Genomic DNA, 20,930 nt, shown 5'->3' on the forward strand with positions numbered 1-20,930 from the left:
CAGATTTGGTCTGAACTAATACATCTCATGCAAAGGTAAGATCAACCATTTAATCCGCTTACCCATTAATATCTGCCCAAAACCTGAGTATTTCATTAACTCTCAAGAACTATATCAAGCCGCAAACTCATTCAAGCGACCTCCATGCGGTCAAAATGCATATTGTAACCTCGCACGCACTTCATCTCCGCTAGCGCCATTGGCTTCTTCGCCATCCATGTAGCTCATTCCAAGTCGAACATTCTTGTTGGCGTAATAGTTAACGCCCAGTGTTGTTTGCTCACCGTCGGTCGTGGCCAGCCCCACATCACTGTATTTTCCGTCACCATCCTCAAAGCGGGCAACAACTTCCCAGGCCCCTTTGGGTGATGCCGGTTTTACCCGCTTGAATGCTCCGGCTTTGTAAGGACGGCTTTCGCCGGTGATGATCCAGCCAAGCTGTACGTAATAGCCATCAACATCCACCTGGCCTTCCTCGGAATCGAAATATTCGGCCTGGGCATGGAAGGGCCCGAAAGCGCCGGCGAGCTCCAGATTAAACGTATCGACCTCATCGGCCTGAGTGTCGGCATCACGCGTGGTATAACCCGCACCAAGATGAACAACCATATTGTTCGTTTGAATCGGTGCAACCGTGCCCCGTGCGGTTACTGCCGTGTTATTGAAGTCGTCGCTGCCATTGCCGTCTGCCTCGAAGTAGCCGATACCGTAGGTCCAGTTGTCGCCTTTGCCACTGAGCTGGATGCCGCCGCTGCGACCGGGGGTATAACGCTCGGTCATGGCGGATCGCTCAAGGGCCGAGATGTCTTTTGAACTCGTTAATTGTTCCAGGCCGAATGGCTCTTTCTGCTTACCAATAGTCACGGTTGCCGTCGAGCCAAATCCCAGGTAGCGAATGTACAGGTCCTCAGCGGTCCCGCCGTCGGCGCCATCACTCTCAGCCACGTTGAACTGGGTTTTGTACGCCCAGTCGCCAAAGTGGCCCTTGGCGTAGAGGCGTGCCCGGCGCACGTCGAAATCGGTAGTGTCAACACCGTTGTCGTCAGACTGCGTGGCGTCGTAATCCCACTGAATGCGCCCGCCGAGCTGAAAAGACGCAGAGTTATCCGACACTTTCACTTTGATACCGCTGTCGGTATCGATCACAAGGTCTTCGCCGCTGGTCGTAACGTTTCCGGCCTGTGCAGCAGAAGCGGCAGAAATCGCCAAAGCCAAGCCCAAATATTTCTTGCTCATGATCTGTCTCACCTTTTTCGGTTTGCTTGTGTGTGTTGAAGCGCGATTAAAGTCTATTTGGCAAAGATTACAGAATGGTTACAGAGAATGCATCAAAACAGGGCGCTGGTCCGGGCCGGTGACAGGTTCTGGGGCGCTAGGTGTTGCGGTCGTTTTTCGGGGGCAAGCTCAGAATGTGCCGATTTGTCTCTATAATTATGATAAAAAAGAATAAATAAGATGTGGCAAGACTTTTGCTGATCATATTTGGAGCAATGAAACCCAACCGAAGGTATCCATTATGAAGAAGCAGTTTTTCACCAAATCCGGATTTATCAGTATCACTTTGCTTGCAGCACTTCAGGCTGCGCCCGCCATTGTTAGCGCTGACGTCAGCTCAAATGTGAGCGCCAGCAGCAACTATCTGTTCCGGGGCGTCACCCAGACAGACGGGGCTGCGGCTGTCCAGGGAGGGTTGGATTATGAGCATGCGTCGGGCTTCTACGCCGGTGGCTGGGGTTCCAATGTCGATTTTGGTGACGGCACCAGCTATGAGCTTGATCTTTATGCCGGATTCTCCGGCTCTGTGGAAGAACTGGGTTATGACGTTGGGTACATTTATTATGCGTATCCTGACGCGCCGGACTCCATCGACTTCGGCGAACTGTACGGCGAGATCAGTTATGGCATTGCGGCCATCGGCCTGGCCTACACGATCAACAGCGACACCAGTGGTGATGGGGTGTTCGTGCAGGGGGATGCCTATTACTACGCCTCTGTTGGGGTGCCTCTGGAGGACAGCTACAGTGCCGGTGTGACGCTTGGCTATTACGACTTCGCTGATGACGGCAAGGCTTCTGTCGGCGAGGCAAGTTATTCACACGTCGCCGCCAACGTTACAAAGGATGCGGGAAACTTCGGTTCTTTCAGTGTTAACGTGGAGTACGCGGACATTGAGTCAACCGACGCGCTTGGCTCTGTCAACTCGGATGATCCGAAGTTCTGGCTGGGTTGGAGCAGGAGTTTCTGATCGGCCAAGTGATCACAAGCAATTCAGATCCAGAATAAAAAGCCGGCCCAAATGACGGGCCGGTTTTTATTTATCATGCAAGAACCCACCATCGTGCGCCTGCCTTGACGCCCGGTGACTCGACATCCTCGCCCTTACCTCTGCCCCCCCCCCTGCCGCCAAAGCTCATTTCTTATCCGGTGCCTGAATTTCAAACTGTATTAAAGGTTTGTCTGTAAGGTCGTTCCAGATTCCCACGCAAAAATGCTGACTCACTGACCTCAGTCAAACAGCCAGGATGATACTGAATGAACAAACGATTGTTGTTGTGCGCGATGATAGTTCCGGGAGCCTTGGCCGTCTCTCCTATGGTGTCGGCCCAGGCAAAAGAGAGTGTGTCGCTGAAAGAATATCAGCAGGCCAAAGCCAGCCAGGCTGTTTCCCTGAACCAGGCCATGGTGATGGCTTTCGAGAACAGCCCGGTATTGGCTTTGAGGCGGGCCGCGGTCTCGATACAGCAGGGACAGCTTGATCATGCCAGCCGCTGGGCGCCGAGCAATCCAGAGTTTGAGTTGGGGGCCCGTCAGGCCCCGGATCAGGCCGACGAGTCCCTGGAATATGGGGTGAGGGTTACTCAGGAGATCTGGATGGGTAATCGCGGCGACCTTGGGCAGTCGCGTGCCCGGAGTAATCTCACGTCCCGGCAACAGGAGCTTGAATACCTGAAGGTAGCCACCAAGGCGCGGGTGCGGGCCGCCTATTTCCGGATACTGCTGGCTCAGAAAGAGTTGGAAACCGCAACCCGTGCCGTTGAACTTATGCAACGCACCAAAGACCTGGTTGAAATGTCCGTAAAACAGGGTAAACAAACCCGGATTGATCTCAATACCGCAGTCATTGGGCTTGCCAGGGCCCGGAATCAAAAAGCCTCGGCGGAACAAAAGCTCGAGCAATCAAAAATTGACCTTACCGAAGTGCTCGGGGTGTCCCCCTCCGATGCCGTTGGGGTGACCGGCGAGCTTGATGTGACGCTCGAAGACCTGCCTCCGACCAGCCAGCTTGTCGAGATGGCACAGAGTCAGAGAGCGGACCTGAAAGCGGCGGCCGCCAGAATTGCAGCGGATGAATCTGGCCTTGAAGTTGCGAAAAGCCTGACGATTCCAAATCTGAAAGTCTTCGGATTTTATGATCGTGAGGAAGGCTCCAACCTTTTCGGTGCAGGGGTGTCGATGCCTTTGACCGTTTTTCATGATTATTCCGGTGAGCAGAGACAAGCTGCTGCGCGGCTGAAAACCTCCGAGCTTGAGGCAGAGGCCTTGCGCCTGGCTACAGAGCGTCAGGTTGTGTCAGCTGTGGCCCGGTACGAATCCACCGCCGTTCGGCTGCGCCAGATGAACGAGTCGATCCTGGAGCGTTCAGAGGAAACATTACAGTTGATGCAGAAAGCACTTCGGGCGGGCAAGGTCGGTGCCTCGGATGTTCTGGCGGCACAGGACAATCTCCTGTCGGTAAGGCAGGAATACGTTCAGGCGCAGAATGATTATATCGGTGCCGTCCGGGCGCTGGAGATAAGCACGGGAGGTGCTCTGTCGATGTCAGCCGGTTTCTGAGGGTATAAAACTCAAATTTAACCGTTCTCCAAATATTGAGGGTGAATGAATGATTCGCAATCTGAAGATAGTTTTAATCGTTGTCGGCGCTCTGAGCTTGCAGCAGGCATACGCTGCCGGAGAAGCCGAGGATGAACAGCACGGAAATGAAGAAGCCGAGCATGCTGAAGAGGAAAATCAGTCCCGCCAGATCCATCTGACGCCGGAGCAGACAGAGTTACTGTCGATTCAGACGGTGGCGGCTGCCAAGGGGCGCGCTGGCGCAATTGTTACGGCACCTGCCGAGATTCAGTATGTGCCGGACCGCGTGGCCGAGGTTGGTCCGCTGCTGGAGGGAAAACTGACAGGGTTGGCGGTTGATCTGGGGGATCGTGTCAATAAGGGGCAGTTACTGGCAACCCTGAACAGTGTGGAGCTGGCCCGGATTCGCTCCCGGTTAATCTCGCTGGAGGCCCGCAAAGAAGCGGCCGAGTCTGACTACAATCGTGAAAGGGAGTTGCAGGGACAGGGTATTTCCAGTGAGGAAGAGTTCCTGGATGCCAAGGCTGCCTTTCTTGAAACAAAAGCGGAGTACGATTCCGTGCGGGAACAACTGGCGGTTTACGGCAGCGAGTCGTCAGGTGACAGTGGGGGGCTGGCGCAATACGCGCTCCGCTCACCCATTGAGGGGCGTGTCGAGCAGATGCATGTTCGTCTGGGGCAAACGCTGAGTCCGTCGGATACGCCTTTCATCGTGGCGGATGCCTCGGTGTTGTGGGCCATTCTTCAGGTGTCCGAATCCGATATTGACCAGATTTCAACGGGAGACGAGGTTCAGATTTCCTCCAGGGATTCAAGTTCTGACCGGTTTCACAGTGGGCAGGTATCCTGGGTGTCGAGCATGCTCGATGAAAAGACCCGCACCATCCCGGTTCGCGTTGTGCTGGAGTCTCCCAGAGGCGACCTTCGCCCGAATACCTATGCCACGGCCAGAATCATGACGGAATCGGAGGCCTCACTGCCGCTGGTTCCGGATGATGCGGTTCAAACCATTGGCGATGACTCCGTTGTGTTTGTTCCGGGCGATGAGAAAGGGGCTTACAAGGCGGTTCCCGTCACGCTTGGCAAGGAGGCAAACGACTGGATCGAGATCAAGTCCGGCATTAGCGCAAACACGGAAGTGGTTTCAGTAGGCGCTTTTGATCTGATGTCGGCCATTACCGCCAGTGGCCGCAGCGCCGCTCACGGACACTAAACCCCGGGGGGAGCATGATCAACGCAATTGTGAATTATGCGCTGAACAATCGTCTGATGACGCTTGTTTTTGCTATCGCCGTGATCGTTGCCGGCGTATTTTCATTTCAAAAACTGCCGGTGGACGCGTTTCCCGACGCGACGCCGACCATGGTTCAGGTGTTTACCACCAGCCCTGGTCTGTCGCCGGTTGATATCGAAACGCTGATTTCCTATCCCGTTGAGATCAGCATGTATGGAATTCCCAAGCTGGAAAAAGTGCAGAGCACGTCGATTTTCGGGTTGTCGCGGGTGACCATCTATTTCGAAGATGGCACCGATATCTACTTCGCCAGGCGGCTGGTAAACGAACGGCTTTCCGAGGCCAAGCGCCAGATTCCCGAAGGGATGGGGCAGCCGGAACTCGGGCCCATAGCGAGCGGTCTTGGGCGCATCCTGATGTATTCCCTGGAAGCTGAGGATAAGGATCAATACAGCCTGCAGGAAATCCGCACGATCCAGGACTGGATTGTCAAGCCCCAGCTCAGAACCGTTCCGGGTGTAACCGGTGTGCTGTCCATCGGCGGCGAGGTAAAACAGTATCAGGTCAATATCGATGCGCAGAAGCTTCAGGCAAGGAACCTGACAGTGTCTGACGTTCGCGGCGCCCTCACCCAGAATAATCGGAACGTCGGCGCCTCTTTCATTACGCGAGGAGGTGAAGAGTATATAGTTCGCGGCTACGGTTGGGTTAATTCAGGTACCGAGGGCATCGAGGACATCCAGAACATCATTGTGTCCAAGAGTGAGGGAGAGTCTCCTATTTATGTCAGGGATGTGGCAGAGGTTAGCCTTGGACCGGCAATTCGCCGCGGCGCGGAGGTGTCCTCGGGCGAGGAGTCCGTGGGCGGCTACGTGATGAAGCTGATCGGAACCAACACCAGTCAGGTACTCGAGGACGTCAACGCAAAAATCGATGATCTGAACAAGTCACTTCCCGAAGGGCTGAAAATAGAGGCTTATTACTCCCAGGCGGAGTTGGTGGGCAAGGCCATAGGCACTGTCGAGAAAGCATTACTTGAGGGCTCGGTTCTGGTGCTGGTGTTCCTCTATCTGTTCCTCGGAAATATACGTTCCACACTGATCGTGGTGGCGACCTTGCCGTTGTCTGTGCTTTTCGCATTCATTGCGATGCGGATTTCGGGCCTGTCCGCCAATCTGATGAGTCTGGGGGGGCTGGCTATCGGCATCGGTATGATGGTGGACGGCGCCGTTGTGATGATAGAGAACATCTTCCGACATCTGGAAGAACGATCAGAGGAAAAGGTCAGTGTTCTGAGGCTTGTAGGTGAATCTGCCCGGGAAGTGGCTCGTCCGATTGTGTTTGCCATTGGCATCATTATTATCGTTTTTCTGCCGCTGTTTACGCTGCAGGGCGTTGAGGGCAAGCTGTTTTCGCCCATGGCCTACACCATCAGTTTTGCGTTGATCGGTGCGCTGTTACTCGCGTTGACGTTGGTGCCGGTTCTGGCCTCGCTGTCATTCAAGATGGGTGGACAACACAAAGAGCCGAAGCTGGTTCTGTTCCTGAACCGGCTATACAAGCCGGTGGTGAATACTGTCGTCAAAGCCCCTAAAATTGTGATGGGCGTGGCCGTCATTGCCTTTGCCGGCAGTCTCCTGCTGTTTCCCTATCTCGGGAGCGAGTTCGTGCCCACGCTCAGGGAAGGCACGTTCCAGATTCGCTCGACACTGCCTCCTGGAGCCAGTCTTGAATCCGCCATCAAGTATGGCAAACGGATTCAGTCCGTTGTCGATGAATTTCCAGAGGTCACCGGCACCTATGCCAGGATCGGTCGTGCCGAGGTGGGCGGTGATCCTGAACCCGTGAACGTTGTCGCGACGCTCGTCAATCTGAAGCCTCTGGATCAGTGGCGAGAAGATGTGAGCTATGAGGACCTTCAGAGCCGGATTGCGGAGTCTTTGGATGAGCGGGTTCCCGGGCTTGCCAACAATCTGTCACAACCGATTCAGCTCAGAACCGACGAACTCCTCTCAGGCGTTCAGGCGCAACTGGTTGCCAGCATTTTCGGCGACGACCTCGACGAGTTGGGCCGGATCGGCAAGGAAGTGGCGGCCCTGGCGAATGATGTGCCGGGGGCAACGGATGTGCGCGCTCAGCAGAGCGCAGGTAAAAAACAGATCGTTATTCGCCCCGACCGTGAAGTGCTGGCGCAGTTTGGCATCAGCATTGATAACCTGATGAGTACGGTCGAAACCGGGATTGGCGGTAAAGGCGCGGGGCTGGTCTTCGACGGTGTCCGGCGATTTGAGATCTTCGCCCGGCTGCAAGAGTCCTATCGCGGGTCCATCGATGAAATCAGAAAGCTTCCCCTCCGGGGTAATAGTGGCGAGCTCATCCCGCTTTCACGGGTGGCCGATGTTGAAATGTACGCTGGCCCCAAGAAAATTTCGCGCTCCAATGCCAGTCGGCGACAGTACGTGCAGATGAACGTACGTGGTCGCGATATGGGCGGTGTTGTTCAGGATTTGCGCAAGCGGATCGAGGAGCAAGTGGACATGCCGCCGGGGTATTTCGTGGAGTTCGGCGGTCAGTTTGAGAACCAGGAAAGGGCCATGGCGCGGCTGGCGATCGTTGTGCCCATTACCCTGGCGCTTATTTTCCTGCTTCTCTTTTCGGCATTCAGTAGTCTTCGCTATGCGGCGCTGATCTTCATGAATGTGCCCTTTGCGGTTACTGGTGGCATTGTCGCGCTGTTTGTGACGGGGCTTTACCTCTCTGTGCCCGCTGCCGTGGGATTCATCGCGGTGTTCGGCGTAGCCGTACTGAACGGTGTGGTGATGGTGAGCTACATCAATCAGTTGCGGGACGAAGGCTACGAAGTCATTGAAGCAGTCAAGTTGGGTGCTCAACGCCGTTTGCGGCCGGTTCTGATGACCGCCTCTGTGGCTATTCTGGGGCTGATTCCCCTGCTGCTGGCCGATGGCATTGGCTCTAATGTCCAACGGCCACTGGCAACGGTTGTGGTTGGCGGTCTGATCACGTCAACGTTGCTGACGTTGGTAGTGTTGCCCAGCGTGTATCAGTGGTTTGCATCCGAACGTCGTGACGTTGAAGTCTGATAGGCAGGAGAAGGCTTATGTATGAAATAAAGGCTTATGTCAGAGAGGTTATGGCAGAGCATGTGGTTGATGCTCTGGCCAGAGTCAAGGGCGTGACAAGCATTGCTGTCGTGCCTCTCAGCGAATTTGGTCATCTGGTCGGCGATGAGTCGCCTCTGGAGAAAGTGAAGATGGTCAAGCTGGAAGTAGACGTAGCGACCGATGATGTCGCTGGTGAAGTTGTGGAACTCATTGTCAGAACGGGCAGAACCCAGGATGGGCACCCGGGTGACGGCAAGGTACTTGTATCCCGCCTGGTTCGGGCTGTTCGTATCGAGGACGGCGAAACCGGTGAGAGTGCACTGGAGCCTGCTTCAAGCTAGTGCTCTGGAAACTGGATGGCGGTTCTGCGGCTTTTGGTTGCGGGCCGCCATCACAGTTCTATCTCCAGTTCCCAGCGATAGATCATATCGTCTGAGTCCGTAGTGAGGCCAAATGCAACGCCCGCCTGGAGTTCCAGAATACTGGAACCCATTCTGAACTCAGCCAGGATGGCAGGTCCCATCAAATGGTTGTTTTCGGCCCCGTAATACTCCAGCCCTGGCTGAAACGTGTCAGACTTCGTGTAGGCGAACTGTAATGAGCCAGTGGGCTCAAGCTGCTCGTCGTCTTCGCCAAATGAGCGGCTAACCAGAAGGTTCGTCAGGATGCTGTAATGCGCGTATAGCTGTCTCTCGTAAAGTGACCCAAGGGTCACTCCACCGGCTTTTTGGCCATGTTCTTTTGACAGTTCAATGAACAAGCCCGCAGCGCTCTCAGTGTCTTGAAAAAAGTTTCCAATCAGTTCGATTTCGTATTCCTCAAGTGAATACGCTCGCCCCGGTCTCTTGATTGCGTTGAAGTTAAGTTCGGCGCTCAGGCGTTCAGATAGCCCGTAACCCACCTCCCACTGATCGGCACGAAGGTTGTCAATTTCGCTCCCCTCACTGTCCAGAAACGCCCCAACCACTCCGATTTCGAGATCCCCCGCAGTTACCCGGGGGGAGTAAATTTCATCGACTGCGAGCTCTGATTTGACCGTGAGGGGCCATAACAGAACCAGGAAAGCCAGTTTGAGTTTGAATCCGTGGCGCGGTGCGCCTGCGTTATTCGTTGCTCGAGACATAGATCACCTTGAAGAAGTGACGGAAAGTAAGGGGCATCGAATGACAGGCTATTGATCTGAGCGCTACAGAAACATAAGTCTTTGGTACTCATTTTGTCCGTCAAAAGGACAGTCCGGGAATGCTGGTGGAGTTGGAGGGCGGTTTCTTTTGTGGATGACGCTTCGAATTCAAGTTCATTTCAACCTTTTCACTTACTATCCTGGCCTGTTCCTACCTTGTCATGGACGCCTCGCGCCCATGAATTGTGGCTATTTACCCCTTCGGGAGAAAGTCGATGAAGGCAAGCAAGCACTCGCCCAGAGCGTTGCTGTGTTCAGTACTATTGTCCATTCCTCTGTTCGGTCAAGCGGAGACTGTGAATTGGACAAATTGGCTCACTGGCCAGATAAGCAAACATCCGGATGTTATGGCGGCGACAGAGCAGGCGGCAGCCCGGAATCAGGATGCTGAGGCAAGCGAACAACCGCTGTATAACCCGGAGCTGTCTGTTGGAGCAGACAGAACGGGCAGTGAAAACAACTTTGAGGCAGGGCTGTCACAAACGATCGATTGGTCTGATCAGCAGGGTGCGCTAAAGGACAAGGCAAAACTGATCAGGCTTTCCGCTGAAGCCGATTTGAACGAGGCGGTTTTGGCACAAACGTCCGAGTCGCTGTTTGCGCTTGTCGAGTGGCGCGCGGCGACGCGTGCCGAGGAAATCGCGGAATCTCAGCAACACCGTCTGGATGCCTTGCTGGATCAGGTTGAGCAACGCCAGCAGGCAGGCGACCTGGGGCGTACCGACGCAGAGCTGCTTTTTTTAAGCCTTTCTCAACAGCTGAGTGAACTTGCCCAGGCAAAGGCTGCGGTTGATCAGGCGCAAGCCCGGGCCAGAGAGCTTCTGCCGGATTGGCGGCCTCAGGATGGGGGGATCCCCGGGCACATTTGGCCGGCTCTTGCTTCCAGGGTCGATAACAACAATTTGCTGGATCATCCGTCAATTGTTGCCGCCCGCGCGAGGTGGCAGGTGTTGCGGAGCGAAGCCGAGGTGGTCAGTCGCAGAGCGGCGGCATCTCCCACGGTCGGGCTGAGCGGAGGGCGTGATGGCGGTGAGAACCTGGTTGGCCTGACGTTCTCGATCCCTCTGAATGTCCGTAATAACTACCGTGCCGAAATCCAGGCTGCCAACCGACGATCATTAGAGGCCGAAGCTCGGTTTCAGGCACTTTATCGGAAGCAGCAGTATGATCTGGCGGGCGCCCGAGCTGCCTGGAAGCGATACGACACCCAACTTCGTCGATGGACAGAACTCTCCCAGGGGCGTGTACAGCGAAGTGCTGATTTGCTTGAGAAGCAGTGGCAGGTCGGCGACCTCTCCACCTCCGAGTATCTCCAGGCGCTGGGCCAGCGCGCGGAGAGCCTGAAAACCGGTATTGAACTGGAAAAGCTGGCGCAACTGGGTCTGATTGAGCTCTTGAGTCAGTCTGGCGAACTGATCACCCTCTTCCAATACTAGTCTGGAAACTGGATATTCATTATGAAAAAAACTCTGATTTCTGTATTCGCATTGACGTTGCTTACAGCCCCACTTTCTTTTGTACAGGCAGAGGAAGATGCTCATCAGGAAGCCGGTCATGATCATGCTGCCAGTGGCGACGATCATCAGGAAGTCACCGGTGAGGAGGGCGAGTATAAGGAAGATCATGGTGAAGAAGGTGAGCATGAGGAGGAAGGTGAGCATGAGGAGGAAGGTGATCATGAAGAGGAAGGGGGGCACGGCCACGAAGACGAGAACGGTGGCCATGAAGAAGCGGCCACCGCAAGCATCAATGCCAAACAGAAAGAGCTCGCCGGCATTGAAGTAGCAACCCTCGAAAGCAAGCACGTTGACTATGAAATCTACGCTCCCGGTGAGCTGCTGACCAACGGCTATACCAGCTATCACGTGTCCCCCCGGGTTGCCTCAGTGGTGCTGCGGCGTCACGTGGAACTGGGTGAGCACGTAACCAAGGGCCAGCCGCTGGTAACCCTGTTCAGTGAGACGGTGGCACAGGCGCAGGCGGATTACAGGAAAGCTTTTCCTGAATGGAAGCGAATCAGCGGGCTGGGTCGTTCCGTGGTTGGCGATCAGCGGTTCAATACAGCGAAAGCCAACATTGAAGCAGCAAGGGCGACTCTGCTTGCTTACGGGCTGAACGATGATGACATTGGTGCGTTGAAGGCCAGCGGGGTGGATAGTCTCGGTGAATACATGCTCAGGGCTCGCGTGGATGGTGCAGTACTGACCGATGAGTTTGAGCAAGGACAAAGAGTTGAGGCTGGCCAGCCGCTGGTGACTCTTGCTGATGAGAGTGAGCTTTGGGTAGAAGCCCATCTGCCAGCAAGCTCCGACATTGTTCTAGAGAAGGGCGCGGAAGCCGAAGTCAGGGCAGCGGGTCGTGTGGGCGTGGCAACGGTGTCCCAGGAAGCCCACACCATTGATCCTGTGACCCGCACCCGGATTGTCAGGCTGGAGCTGGACAATCCTGAAGATCGTTTTCATCCAGGAATGTTCGCAGATGTGTATTTTCGTTTTAAGACCAGCGAGCCGGTGCTTGCCGTGCCGGAGACTGCATTGATGCGTGGCGCGGACGGTGACTGGACGGTCTATGTGGAAGAGGCCGAAGGCGAGTATGAACCCGTGGAAGTGGAGCTGGGTCGCTCAATTGGTGGGCTCCGTGAGGTTTCCGGCCTGGCTGCGGGCCAACGAGTCGTTTTGCGGGGCGCATTTTTTGTGGCCTCTGAGATTGCCAAAGGCGGCTTTGATCCGCACAACCACTGATTCCGGGAGCCATTATGTTCAACCGAGTTGTCGACTGGGCGGTTCAGAACCGCCTGTTGGTTCTTATTGCGCTTGCAGTGCTTATCGCCACGGCCGCGTTTCAGATACCAAAACTGAATCTTGATGCTTTCCCCGACGTTACAAACGTCCAGGTCGCTGTTAATACAGAGGCGCCCGGACTTGCGGCTGAGGAAGTCGAGCAGCTGATCACCTATCCCATTGAAGCGGTGATGTATGCGTTGCCGGATGTTGAGGAGGTTCGGTCCATCTCCAAAACCGGGTTGTCTGGTGTCACCGTGGTCTTTAAAGAGGGCACGGATATCTATTTCGCGCGCCAACTGGTTTTCGAGCGGTTGCAGGCCGCGCGGGAGCTGATTCCGGACGGGGTCGGGGTGCCTGAAATGGGGCCGAATACGTCCGGTCTTGGCCAGGTCTACCAGTACTTGCTGATAGCGGACCCGGATTCGGGGTACGACGCAATGGAATTGCGCAGCTTGCACGACTGGCTGGTCAAACTGTTGCTGATACCGGCTGAAGGGGTTACGGAAATCCTGTCGTTTGGCGGAGAGGTCCGCCAGTACCAGGTTAACCTGAACCCGGCGCGAATGCTGTCCTATGACTTATCACAGAACGATGTCATGGAAGCCCTGGAGAACAACAACTCCAATGTTGGGGGCTGGTATATGGGCCGCGGGCAGGAGCAGTTGGTTATTCGCGGTATGGGCTGGCTGGGTAATGGCGAGCAGGGGCTCGAGCAGATCCGTCAGGTGCCCGTTAAAACCAGTGATGGCATTACAGTGACAGTGAACGATGTCGCCGAGGTAGCGCTGGGCACTGAAATTCGCCAGGGTGCGGTAACCATGACCCGGAAGGATGAAGCCGGTCAGGTTGAACAACTGGGTGAAGTGGTTTCTGGCATTGTACTCAAACGAATGGGGGCCAACACAAAAGCCACCATCGACGGCATCGAGGCCCGCATTGATCGCATAAATCAGGCGCTTCCGAGTGGGGTTCGTTTTGAGCCCTATTACAACCAGGCGGATCTGGTGACCAAGGCCGTAGAGACGGTGACCAATGCGCTTTTGTTGGCTTTTGTGTTTATTGCGATTGTGCTTGCCCTGTTCCTGATGAATCTGCGGGCAACAACGCTGGTGCTGCTTTCAATACCGATTTCCATCGGTATTGCACTGATGATCATGGCCTGGTTCGGTCTCTCGGCCAACCTGATGTCTCTGGGCGGTATTGCTGTGGCAATTGGCATGCTGGTGGATGGCTCTGTTGTCATGGTTGAGAACATGTTCAAGCATCTGACCCATCCCGATGCTGAGCATGACGCCCACCGGAATGAGTTGGCTGAAGGCGACCCCGATCCGCTGGATGCATCGCACGATGATCGTGGCATTGCACTTCGACTGCAGGAAGCGGGCCGGGAAGTGGCGCGGCCGATCTTTTTCGCGACGGCGATTATCCTGGTCGTTTTCATGCCTCTGTTCAGCTTTGAAGGTGTGGAAGCCAAGCTTTTCCAGCCAATGGCGATCAGCATCATGCTGGCCATTGTGTCCGCTGTGATCGTCGCTCTGGTGGTTGTACCCGCGCTGGCGTCATACATGTTCCGTAAGGGTATCCGGGAGCGGGAAAGCTTCATTCTAAAACCCCTGGAAAAGCTCTATCGCATGGGGCTTGCCTGGTCACTGAAGCATAGCCGCGTGGTTGTTGGCGCGTCGGCTGTTCTTGTTGTGCTGGCGGCGCTGATTGTGCCACGACTCGGTACTGAGTTCGTGCCTGAACTGGAAGAGGGAACGATCAACCTCCGGGTGACTCTGGCTCCCTCATCAAGCCTCGATACGGCGCTTGAAGTGGCGCCAAAACTGGAGGCCATGCTGATGGAGTTTCCAGAGGTGACTTACGCTCTGTCCCGGGCGGGGCGGGCGGAAATAGGCGGCGATCCGGAGCCCGTGAACAACATCGAGATCTATATCGGCCTTAAGCCAACAGCCGAGTGGACCAGCGCCAGTAATCGCTATGCATTGCAGGCCCTGTTTGAGGCGAAGCTCGAACAGCACCCGGGGCTACTGTTTAACTTTTCTCAGCCTATTGCAACTCGGGTTGACGAATTGTTGTCTGGTGTCCGCGCGCAGTTGGCCATCAAACTCTTTGGCCCGGATCTCAAGGTGCTGGCCGAGAAAGGCCAACAGATCGAAGCGGCGGTCCGAACTGTTCAGGGGACCCGGGACGTGGCCATGGAGCAGATTGCCGGTGAAGCGCAGTTGGTGGTTCAGCCAGACCGTCAGGCACTTTCCCGGTACGGACTCGCCGTGTCTGATGTGATGAGTGTCGTCCGGGACGGACTGGGTGGTGCCGCCGCGGGCCAGATCATCAACGGAAATGAGCGGTACGATATCTATGTGCGCCTGGCCAAACGTTTCCGGGAAGACCGGGATGCCATTGCTGATCTCAGGTTGCAGGCGCCTTCCGGAGCCTGGGTGAGACTCGGTGATGTGGCCGATGTGTCTATTGAGTCCGGCCCGCCCCAGGTGCGCCGCGACGACGTTCAGCGCCGTGTGGTCATTCAGTCCAATGTGCAGGGTCGTGACATGGGCAGTGTGGTTGCCGATATTCAGGATACCATCGCGTCAGAAGTGAACCTTCCCCCCGGCTATTCGGTGGATATTGGTGGTCAGTTCGAAAACCAGCAGCGAGCTCAGAAACGATTGACCATTGTGGTACCTGTATCTCTGGGCCTGATTGCACTGCTGCTGTACTTTGCTTTCAGTTCGGTCGGTCAGGCACTGTTAATTCTGGTCAACGTGCCGCTTGCTGTCATTGGTGGCGTCTTTTCACTCTGGATCTCCGGCCAGTATCTCTCAGTGCCCAGTTCCGTTGGATTTATCACTTTGTTTGGTGTGGCGGTGCTCAACGGGGTCGTTATGGTCGAAAGCATCAATCAGCGAATACAGGATGGATTGAACGTGGATACCGCGGTGTTTGAAGGTGCCGTCTCCCGTTTGCGTCCTGTCTTGATGACAGCAATAACCTCGGCGCTCGGTTTGATACCGATGCTGTTGTCGACGGGCGTGGGTGCTGAAATCCAGAAGCCACTGGCCAGCGTGATTGTTGGCGGCCTTATCACCGCAACTTTCCTGACGCTGTTTGTTTTGCCGGTTCTGTTCGGTCGCTTTTCGAGAGCCAAGGTGGGTGATATTCAGCGGTAGAACATAGGGAAGGCCGCAGGGAGTCTGTAAGTGGATGAGTTCATGTTGTCCGGTGAGCTCGTTCACGGGCAACCTCCGGAGCAGAGCCGAGAGCCTGAAGGCCGGATGTGTCATGATGAGTGGTCTCGCTAGTCCGGAAACGGCAGTAAAATCATAATCCTGGCTCCTCCGTTTTTCGAGGATCCGATTTCCAGGTGTCCGAGGTTGTCTTCGACAATCTCGGACACGATGGACAATCCGAGTCCAAATCCGGCGACCGTTTCATCCAGCCTGGTGCCCCTGTCCATGACAGTGGCTGCCGCCTCGGGAGAAATTCCGGGGCCATCGTCCGTTACTTCTATGGAGAGTCCTGATGACGTGCGGACGATTGTAACGTCGACGGTTGTCTGGCACCACTTCCCACCATTTTCGAGTAAATTGCCAAGCAGCTCTGAAAGATCCTGCCGCTCCATAGGCCAATTGAAGTTTTCGGGTAAGGTGGTGTGGAGGCGGAAAACCGTATCAGGGAATATTTTTTCCATGACGGTGATGACACTTGCCGTGATTTCAACCGGCATGCACGTTCGTCCCATCTGTCTGCCTGATATGTCTGCCTTGCTCATCCTGTAGTTCAGGGATTTGTCAAGCTCCCGCAAGTTAGAGGTCATAAACACAATATCCTCCCGGGACGGAGGCAAGGTGTCGATGTCCGACAAAATGGCAAGATTGGCAGAGATAGAGGTTTTGACCAGGTGAGAGAGATCAGAATTCAGGCGGCGGTGGCGGTCCAGACGACGGTTTGACAGCTCAAGCAAATCATTGAGCTGGCGGATCAGCGGACGAAACTCTTCCGGTACGTGAGGGTTCAGGCGACTTTGTTTCCCGGATTGGAGCCGTCTCAGGTCCTCTTTTATCTTACTGATGGGCTTTAACGTCAGATGTGTAGTGGTTCCAATCAGGGCCAGCAGTATCGCGAGAAGAACGGCCGAGGCGCCGAGCAATGTCAGGTGAGCCTTCAGCGGTCGTTCAGAGAGCGCCCCCTCGGTTTCAAGAACGCTGATTGAGGCCAGTTTTTCACTGGCGGAGAAAATGCGTTTGAGCCCGAAAAGCGTGTTCGCACCCTGCGCTATGTGGATGAAACCCTCGGGCTTCTCTGCAGCGCCCTGCAGTTGGCTCTGGTCAAAGTTCGGGCTCGCCAGGACGCTTCCGCTAGCCGTTTCGATGACGATGGCATGCCCCAGAAGCATTTCAAACTGATTGATCATGTTGCTGAGGTCGTCGGTTGTGGGGGATTCAGCCTCAATGATTGCCTGAAAGTTTCCCAGCTCTTTGTTCAGGTGTTGCTTCCTGGACTCGTCCGATAGTTGCTTTATCACGTAGGTGTGTGAAAAGAATATCAGAGTAAAATATACGAGGCTGAAAACAGCACCATACTGAATGGCTGTTCTGCGGATACTTTTCGGAGCAGACATATTTTAACCTGGTTGGTTCACTCGGGCGTTCAGCGGTTAGGATCTTTTTCGAAGTAGTAGCCCTGGCCACGCAATGTTTTTATTTTATTGACCCCTATTATTTTTCTAAGCCGGGTTATGTAAACCTGAACGACATTTCTGGTGGGGCATCTTTCTATGTTGTAGAGGGATTCAACCAGTTCGTCCTGGGAAAACACTCGGTCCGGTGAACGGAGGAAACACTGTAAAAGGCGGAATTCCGTAGCTGTCAGTCTGAACTCTTTCTGGTCGGGCGTGGTAAACGTTCGGTAGGTGGCGTTGAGACTGAATCCGTCAACACTGATCTGGTCTGTCGTTCTGCCGTCCTTTCTTCGGATAATCGCACTGAGCCGGGCTTTCAGTTCATCAAACTCAAACGGTTTGGGAAGGTAATCATCAGCTCCCGCATTCAACCCTTCTACTCTCTCAGTCCAGTTGGAGCGTGCGGTCAGAATAAGGATGGCCTCTTTTTTCCCGTTTTTTCTCCATCTTTGCATTAAAGAAAGTCCATTTTCATCGGGCAGTCCGATATCGAGAATAACGGCCTGGTAGGAGCTTGTTTCAATCAACGAGTCCGCTTCTTTGCCGGTTTTGGCGATATCTACTGTGTAGTGCGCCTGCGCAAGCCAGTCCGATATTTTTTTGGCAAGTACAGCATTGTCTTCAACAATCAGAATTTTCATTTGTAAGCGCCGTTTTTCGTGGTGGGAAAGTTTCGCTCGTCCGCTATGGATTGTAACAGTAACGAAGGAATCAGGATCTGAAAAGCCGGTTATTAGCGTTGTCCAGGTTGGCTCTTCCGAGGTTGGCGACGCTGCGGTCCAGATCATCAATGGCGCGAAGTTCTCAGGCGAAGTGGCGCCTGAGTGTGAAAAAGGGATTATCGGAGTGCCCCAAAAATCCGGCTCCCGAGGAGTGGAAGCCGGATTTTCAGCAACCTCCGTTCACTCATCAGAAATTGACACTTACCCCCAGTGAGGCAGTGCGAGGCAGGTTTGCCATGGCACCATCAGGCAAGCGTGAAACAATTTGCTGCTCATCGAACAGATTGTCCACTTTCAGGAAGACATCGGCACTGGCGGTCAGTGCGTAGCGGCTGATGAAATCGACCAGGACCAGGGACTCGGTCTCGTCCAGTTTCGTCGCGGTGTTGTTGCATCCCGCGCTGACGCACATCTCATCGACGTAGGTGGCCACAAGGTAGTTGTCCCAGCCACTCGGGTGCTCCATGCCTGTGCGGAAGCTCATCTGGTTTTCAGGTACGTCCTTGAGCTGCTCACCTTTTCTCAGGCCAGAGGCGGCATTGTCCTTGCTGATCTCCGCCTGGGTAAAGGTGTAGGTAAGGCTGACCGGAAGGTAGAAATCGCCCGCCCGGGTGCCGGTCTGGAGCTGGAATTCCGCACCGGCAATTTCAGCCTCGCCGGTTATAAAGCTGCCAGAGGTGGCGCCATTGCTGCACGGCGAGCCCACGGAGCAGTTTTCGGCCTTGTTGGAAAAGTCGCTGTAGAAGCCGATCACTTCCGCGAAGAACGCATTGCCAAAGTAGCGGACGCCAGCCTCCCAGTTCTTGCTGGTTTCCGGTTCTTCGTTTGCCCTGGCACCACCCCCGAGAGGGGAGAAACCTCGGTGCACGCCGCCCAGAACCTGCCAGCTTTGGGTCAGGTCGTAGGTAAAGGAAGCGCCGGGCAGGAGTTCAGCGCTGTCATTGGCGCGGGTGCTGTCGATGGTTGTGCGGCCGGGATCCGCGTATTGGGTGCGACTGGTCTGCACATCCTCGTAGCGCAGGGCCAGATTAATGCTGAGCTTGTCCGTCGCCTGCCATTTGTCGAGTGCCCAGAAGCTCAGGGCTTCGCCGGTCTCGAAGCGGTTGTTGCTGCCCGTTGGGGCCACGCTGTTCTGGAACACCAGGGAGCCATTGACCTGGTCGTACACATCCACCGGCTGGAAGCGATCCATTTCATCTTCGTGGGCGCGGGCGCCGAAGTCGAATTCGTGGTTGCCAATGTTTACATCGAAGTTTGTCTGCACGCCCTGGGAGACGTACTCCCTGGCGTTGTTCTTGTAATTCAGGCCGCTGGTGTCAACGGTACCGTCGAGAATACCCTGGGCATTGGCGTCTCCGGCGTTTGCCGCGTCGATGATATTTCCGCCGCCACTGAGCTTGTACCAGTTGCGCTTGAAATCGTTGCGGTAGAGAGTCGTGGTGCTGCTGACATTGTCGCTCCACTCAAACTGATGAGTCAGGCTGACACCGGAGTGGGTGTTATCCATCTGGTCGGGACTGGACAGCCCGTAGCGCCGGTTGGGATCCTGGCTGAAGTCCGCATCGGTCAGGCCGAGGTAACTGGAGTTGGAGGTTTCTTCGGAGTATTGCAGCTTGGCGGTCACGCTCTGGCGATCTCCCTGCCAGCGTAGCTTGCCGACATAATCACTGATGTCGAAGCCACTGTTGCGGTTGCTTCGGTCAATGTCCTTGAAGCCTTGCGCTGAGCGCTGGACCGTTTCAACCAGATAGCCCCAGTCACCGTTCGTGTCGCCATAGGTTGCATGAACGTCGGTGGAGCCGCGCTCGTTGGTGACGGCTTCGACGTAGCCCTTCTGCTCGTCGGGAATGGGTGTGGAAATCAGGTTGATCACGCCGCCGGTGGTTTGCGGACCATAGCGCAGCAGCGGGGCACCCTTGAGTACTTCCAGCGAGGACATGCGCTTGAACGTCGGGAAATAATAGGCGGCCGGATTGGAGTAGGGCGCCGGGGCGATCAGAACGCCATCTTCCATCAGTGTGACGTTGCTGCTGCGCTCGGCGGTGGCACCGCGAATGCCAATGTTAGGGCGCAGGCCCAGACCTTCCTCTTCCCGTACATACACGCCCGGGACGGTTTTCAATACCTGGTTGATGTCGGCCTCAACCTCGGTTTTCAACTGCTGATCGCCAACTACGTAGCCTGACCCCGGCAGAGTTTGGGCTGCAGACGCATCGCCAATGATTTCCATAGGTTCAAGCATCTGGGGCTGGTCATCGCCGGCGGCCCAGCTCATGCCCGGGGCAAGGCTGATCGCCATAGCCAGTGATAGTTGGGAAGGTTTAAACATGTGTTTCTCCGCAATCATTCGTATTTGAAGATATAAATAGCAATGATTTACAATTGCAAATGAGAATTTACGGATTGTTCATGATTAAGTCAATAATTAGTGTTAATGACCGGGAAAAGTGTCAACAGGCTAAAAAGGTTGAATTTCTGTTAAACGGGCGATCCGAAGGTCAGTTCGGGTTGGGAGGAGGGTATCAGCTGGCCCGCACCCCGGGGCCAGCTTTTTCTATAGGGCTTTATGGTGTTAAAACCACCACCGGACGCCTGCCACGAAGCTGGAGGATTCGACGTCTTCTCCCTCGCGCTCACGCAGATCCTTTGTGTTGCCCAGAAAACGGGTGTAAGAAACACCTACGTAGGGTGCGAATTCCCTGGAGAACTGATATCTCAGGCGGAGCCCCAGGCCCACATTGTTGATGCCGCTACCGACGCCCCATTCCTCGACATCGCTGAAGGCAACGAGCGTTTCGCCGCGGCCCTGCAAAATGAGCCTTTGGGTCAGCAGCCAGTCGTACTCGGCTTCGAGATCGTATGACACGTCACCGTCGTCGGTCACTCTGAAGTTTGTGTCTACCTCAAACCAGTAGGGGGCAAGCCCCTGCAATCCAACGATGGCCGAATAGCGCTCCTTATTAGGGCTGGGACCAAACGTTGTCTGGGCACCCAATCCTGTCTGTAAATCCCAGAAGCGATCAAAGCGATAGCTGTACTGCACATCAAAATTTTCGATGTCGCCGCTGTCGCTGGATAGATCGGTCTCACCTTCCGTTTCGACCCAGAGCCGATTGCGATCTTTGCCAATCCATCCCTGGGCATCCCACAGGGCCATTTCGTTGTTGCCGTCACGCTGGTATTCCAGCCGGTCAAACAGAACCTGGCCAAACACCTGGTTGTCGTGTATTGGCAGTGTCCAGTCCGGTTCGGCCTGAACGCCAGTACCGGCGGCGCCGGCTCCTGAGGCAATCGTGAGGGCTGAGGCGCCCACAATCCACTTGATGCGATTCATCATAATGCTCATCCCC

General features: G+C 55.1%; 14 protein-coding genes. 8 read left to right on the forward strand and 6 right to left on the reverse strand.

Features of this window, described 5'->3' with window-relative positions; genetic code table 11:
* Positions 1-150 precede the first annotated feature (150 nt).
* Entirely contained in the window at positions 151-1,236 is a 1,086-nt protein-coding gene (locus tag B3M52_RS03935) for an OprO/OprP family phosphate-selective porin (RefSeq protein WP_286748887.1), read from the reverse strand.
* 280 nt (positions 1,237-1,516) lie between these two features.
* Between B3M52_RS03935 and B3M52_RS03940 the strand changes: the two genes are divergently transcribed.
* The 5 genes from B3M52_RS03940 (at position 1,517) to B3M52_RS03960 (ending at position 8,552) form a co-directional block, all read left to right on the forward strand.
* Positions 1,517-2,245, forward strand: a complete 729-nt coding sequence (locus tag B3M52_RS03940) for a TorF family putative porin (RefSeq protein WP_062363658.1) — start codon at positions 1,517-1,519, stop codon at positions 2,243-2,245.
* A gap of 287 nt (positions 2,246-2,532) precedes the next feature.
* On the forward strand, positions 2,533-3,834 hold the full coding sequence (locus B3M52_RS03945; RefSeq protein WP_286748892.1) for a TolC family protein: 1,302 nt from the start codon (positions 2,533-2,535) through the stop codon (positions 3,832-3,834).
* 49 nt (positions 3,835-3,883) lie between these two features.
* Positions 3,884-5,068 (forward strand): efflux RND transporter periplasmic adaptor subunit, encoded by a 1,185-nt coding sequence (locus tag B3M52_RS03950; protein WP_286748894.1) that lies wholly within the window; start codon positions 3,884-3,886, stop codon positions 5,066-5,068.
* Positions 5,069-5,082: 14 nt separating this feature from the next.
* Positions 5,083-8,190: an efflux RND transporter permease subunit gene (locus tag B3M52_RS03955; RefSeq protein ID WP_036208660.1), complete on the forward strand. Its 3,108-nt coding sequence runs from the start codon at positions 5,083-5,085 to the stop codon at positions 8,188-8,190.
* A 17-nt stretch (positions 8,191-8,207) separates the two neighbouring features.
* Positions 8,208-8,552 (forward strand): P-II family nitrogen regulator, encoded by a 345-nt coding sequence (locus tag B3M52_RS03960; RefSeq protein ID WP_036208664.1) that lies wholly within the window; start codon positions 8,208-8,210, stop codon positions 8,550-8,552.
* A 50-nt stretch (positions 8,553-8,602) separates the two neighbouring features.
* Here B3M52_RS03960 and B3M52_RS03965 read toward each other — a convergent pair whose 3' ends face one another.
* The gene (locus B3M52_RS03965; RefSeq protein ID WP_041333833.1) at positions 8,603-9,334 is read right to left on the reverse strand and encodes a hypothetical protein; all 732 of its coding nucleotides are present in this window, start codon (positions 9,332-9,334) and stop codon (positions 8,603-8,605) included.
* 356 nt (positions 9,335-9,690) lie between these two features.
* Between B3M52_RS03965 and B3M52_RS03970 the strand changes: the two genes are divergently transcribed.
* From B3M52_RS03970 to B3M52_RS03980, 3 genes are read left to right on the forward strand one after another with little or no spacing between them, the layout of a single operon-like run.
* Positions 9,691-10,830, forward strand: coding sequence for a TolC family protein (locus tag B3M52_RS03970; protein ID WP_286748903.1), 1,140 nt, complete (start codon positions 9,691-9,693; stop codon positions 10,828-10,830).
* 21 nt (positions 10,831-10,851) lie between these two features.
* On the forward strand, positions 10,852-12,135 hold the full coding sequence (locus B3M52_RS03975) for an efflux RND transporter periplasmic adaptor subunit (protein ID WP_104270573.1): 1,284 nt from the start codon (positions 10,852-10,854) through the stop codon (positions 12,133-12,135).
* Positions 12,136-12,149: 14 nt separating this feature from the next.
* The gene (locus B3M52_RS03980) at positions 12,150-15,347 is read left to right on the forward strand and encodes an efflux RND transporter permease subunit (protein ID WP_286748905.1); all 3,198 of its coding nucleotides are present in this window, start codon (positions 12,150-12,152) and stop codon (positions 15,345-15,347) included.
* A gap of 128 nt (positions 15,348-15,475) precedes the next feature.
* Here the strand turns inward: B3M52_RS03980 and B3M52_RS03985 are convergent, their stop codons facing one another.
* The 4 genes from B3M52_RS03985 to B3M52_RS04000 form a co-directional block, all read right to left on the reverse strand.
* Positions 15,476-16,798, reverse strand: coding sequence for a sensor histidine kinase (locus B3M52_RS03985; protein ID WP_286748907.1), 1,323 nt, complete (start codon positions 16,796-16,798; stop codon positions 15,476-15,478).
* A gap of 29 nt (positions 16,799-16,827) precedes the next feature.
* A complete protein-coding gene (locus B3M52_RS03990; RefSeq protein ID WP_036208683.1) occupies positions 16,828-17,499 on the reverse strand; it encodes a response regulator transcription factor in 672 nt (223 codons plus the stop codon).
* A gap of 268 nt (positions 17,500-17,767) precedes the next feature.
* On the reverse strand, positions 17,768-19,909 hold the full coding sequence (locus B3M52_RS03995; protein ID WP_286748909.1) for a TonB-dependent receptor family protein: 2,142 nt from the start codon (positions 19,907-19,909) through the stop codon (positions 17,768-17,770).
* A gap of 243 nt (positions 19,910-20,152) precedes the next feature.
* Positions 20,153-20,926: a copper resistance protein B gene (locus tag B3M52_RS04000; RefSeq protein WP_051946995.1), complete on the reverse strand. Its 774-nt coding sequence runs from the start codon at positions 20,924-20,926 to the stop codon at positions 20,153-20,155.
* Between the last annotated feature and the right edge of the window lie 4 nt (positions 20,927-20,930).

Origin of the sequence: Marinobacter sp. UBA2688, assembly GCF_002352785.1 — a bacterium.
Classification (GTDB): Bacteria; Pseudomonadota; Gammaproteobacteria; order Pseudomonadales; family Oleiphilaceae; genus Marinobacter; species Marinobacter salarius.

Excerpts from the sequence above, each read along its gene's own strand:
- B3M52_RS03995 (WP_286748909.1), bottom strand. The coding sequence starts at position 19,909 with ATGTTTAAACCTTCCCAACTATCACTGGCTATGGCGATCAGCCTTGCC.
- B3M52_RS03980 (WP_286748905.1), top strand. The coding sequence starts at position 12,150 with ATGTTCAACCGAGTTGTCGACTGGGCGGTTCAGAACCGCCTGTTGGTT.
- B3M52_RS04000 (WP_051946995.1), bottom strand. The coding sequence starts at position 20,926 with ATGAGCATTATGATGAATCGCATCAAGTGGATTGTGGGCGCCTCAGCC.
- B3M52_RS03945 (WP_286748892.1), top strand. The coding sequence starts at position 2,533 with ATGAACAAACGATTGTTGTTGTGCGCGATGATAGTTCCGGGAGCCTTG.
- B3M52_RS03950 (WP_286748894.1), top strand. The coding sequence starts at position 3,884 with ATGATTCGCAATCTGAAGATAGTTTTAATCGTTGTCGGCGCTCTGAGC.
- B3M52_RS03955 (WP_036208660.1), top strand. The coding sequence starts at position 5,083 with ATGATCAACGCAATTGTGAATTATGCGCTGAACAATCGTCTGATGACG.
- B3M52_RS03975 (WP_104270573.1), top strand. The coding sequence starts at position 10,852 with ATGAAAAAAACTCTGATTTCTGTATTCGCATTGACGTTGCTTACAGCC.
- B3M52_RS03935 (WP_286748887.1), bottom strand. The coding sequence starts at position 1,236 with ATGAGCAAGAAATATTTGGGCTTGGCTTTGGCGATTTCTGCCGCTTCT.
- B3M52_RS03940 (WP_062363658.1), top strand. The coding sequence starts at position 1,517 with ATGAAGAAGCAGTTTTTCACCAAATCCGGATTTATCAGTATCACTTTG.
- B3M52_RS03965 (WP_041333833.1), bottom strand. The coding sequence starts at position 9,334 with ATGTCTCGAGCAACGAATAACGCAGGCGCACCGCGCCACGGATTCAAA.
- B3M52_RS03985 (WP_286748907.1), bottom strand. The coding sequence starts at position 16,798 with ATGTCTGCTCCGAAAAGTATCCGCAGAACAGCCATTCAGTATGGTGCT.
- B3M52_RS03960 (WP_036208664.1), top strand. The coding sequence starts at position 8,208 with ATGTATGAAATAAAGGCTTATGTCAGAGAGGTTATGGCAGAGCATGTG.
- B3M52_RS03990 (WP_036208683.1), bottom strand. The coding sequence starts at position 17,499 with ATGAAAATTCTGATTGTTGAAGACAATGCTGTACTTGCCAAAAAAATA.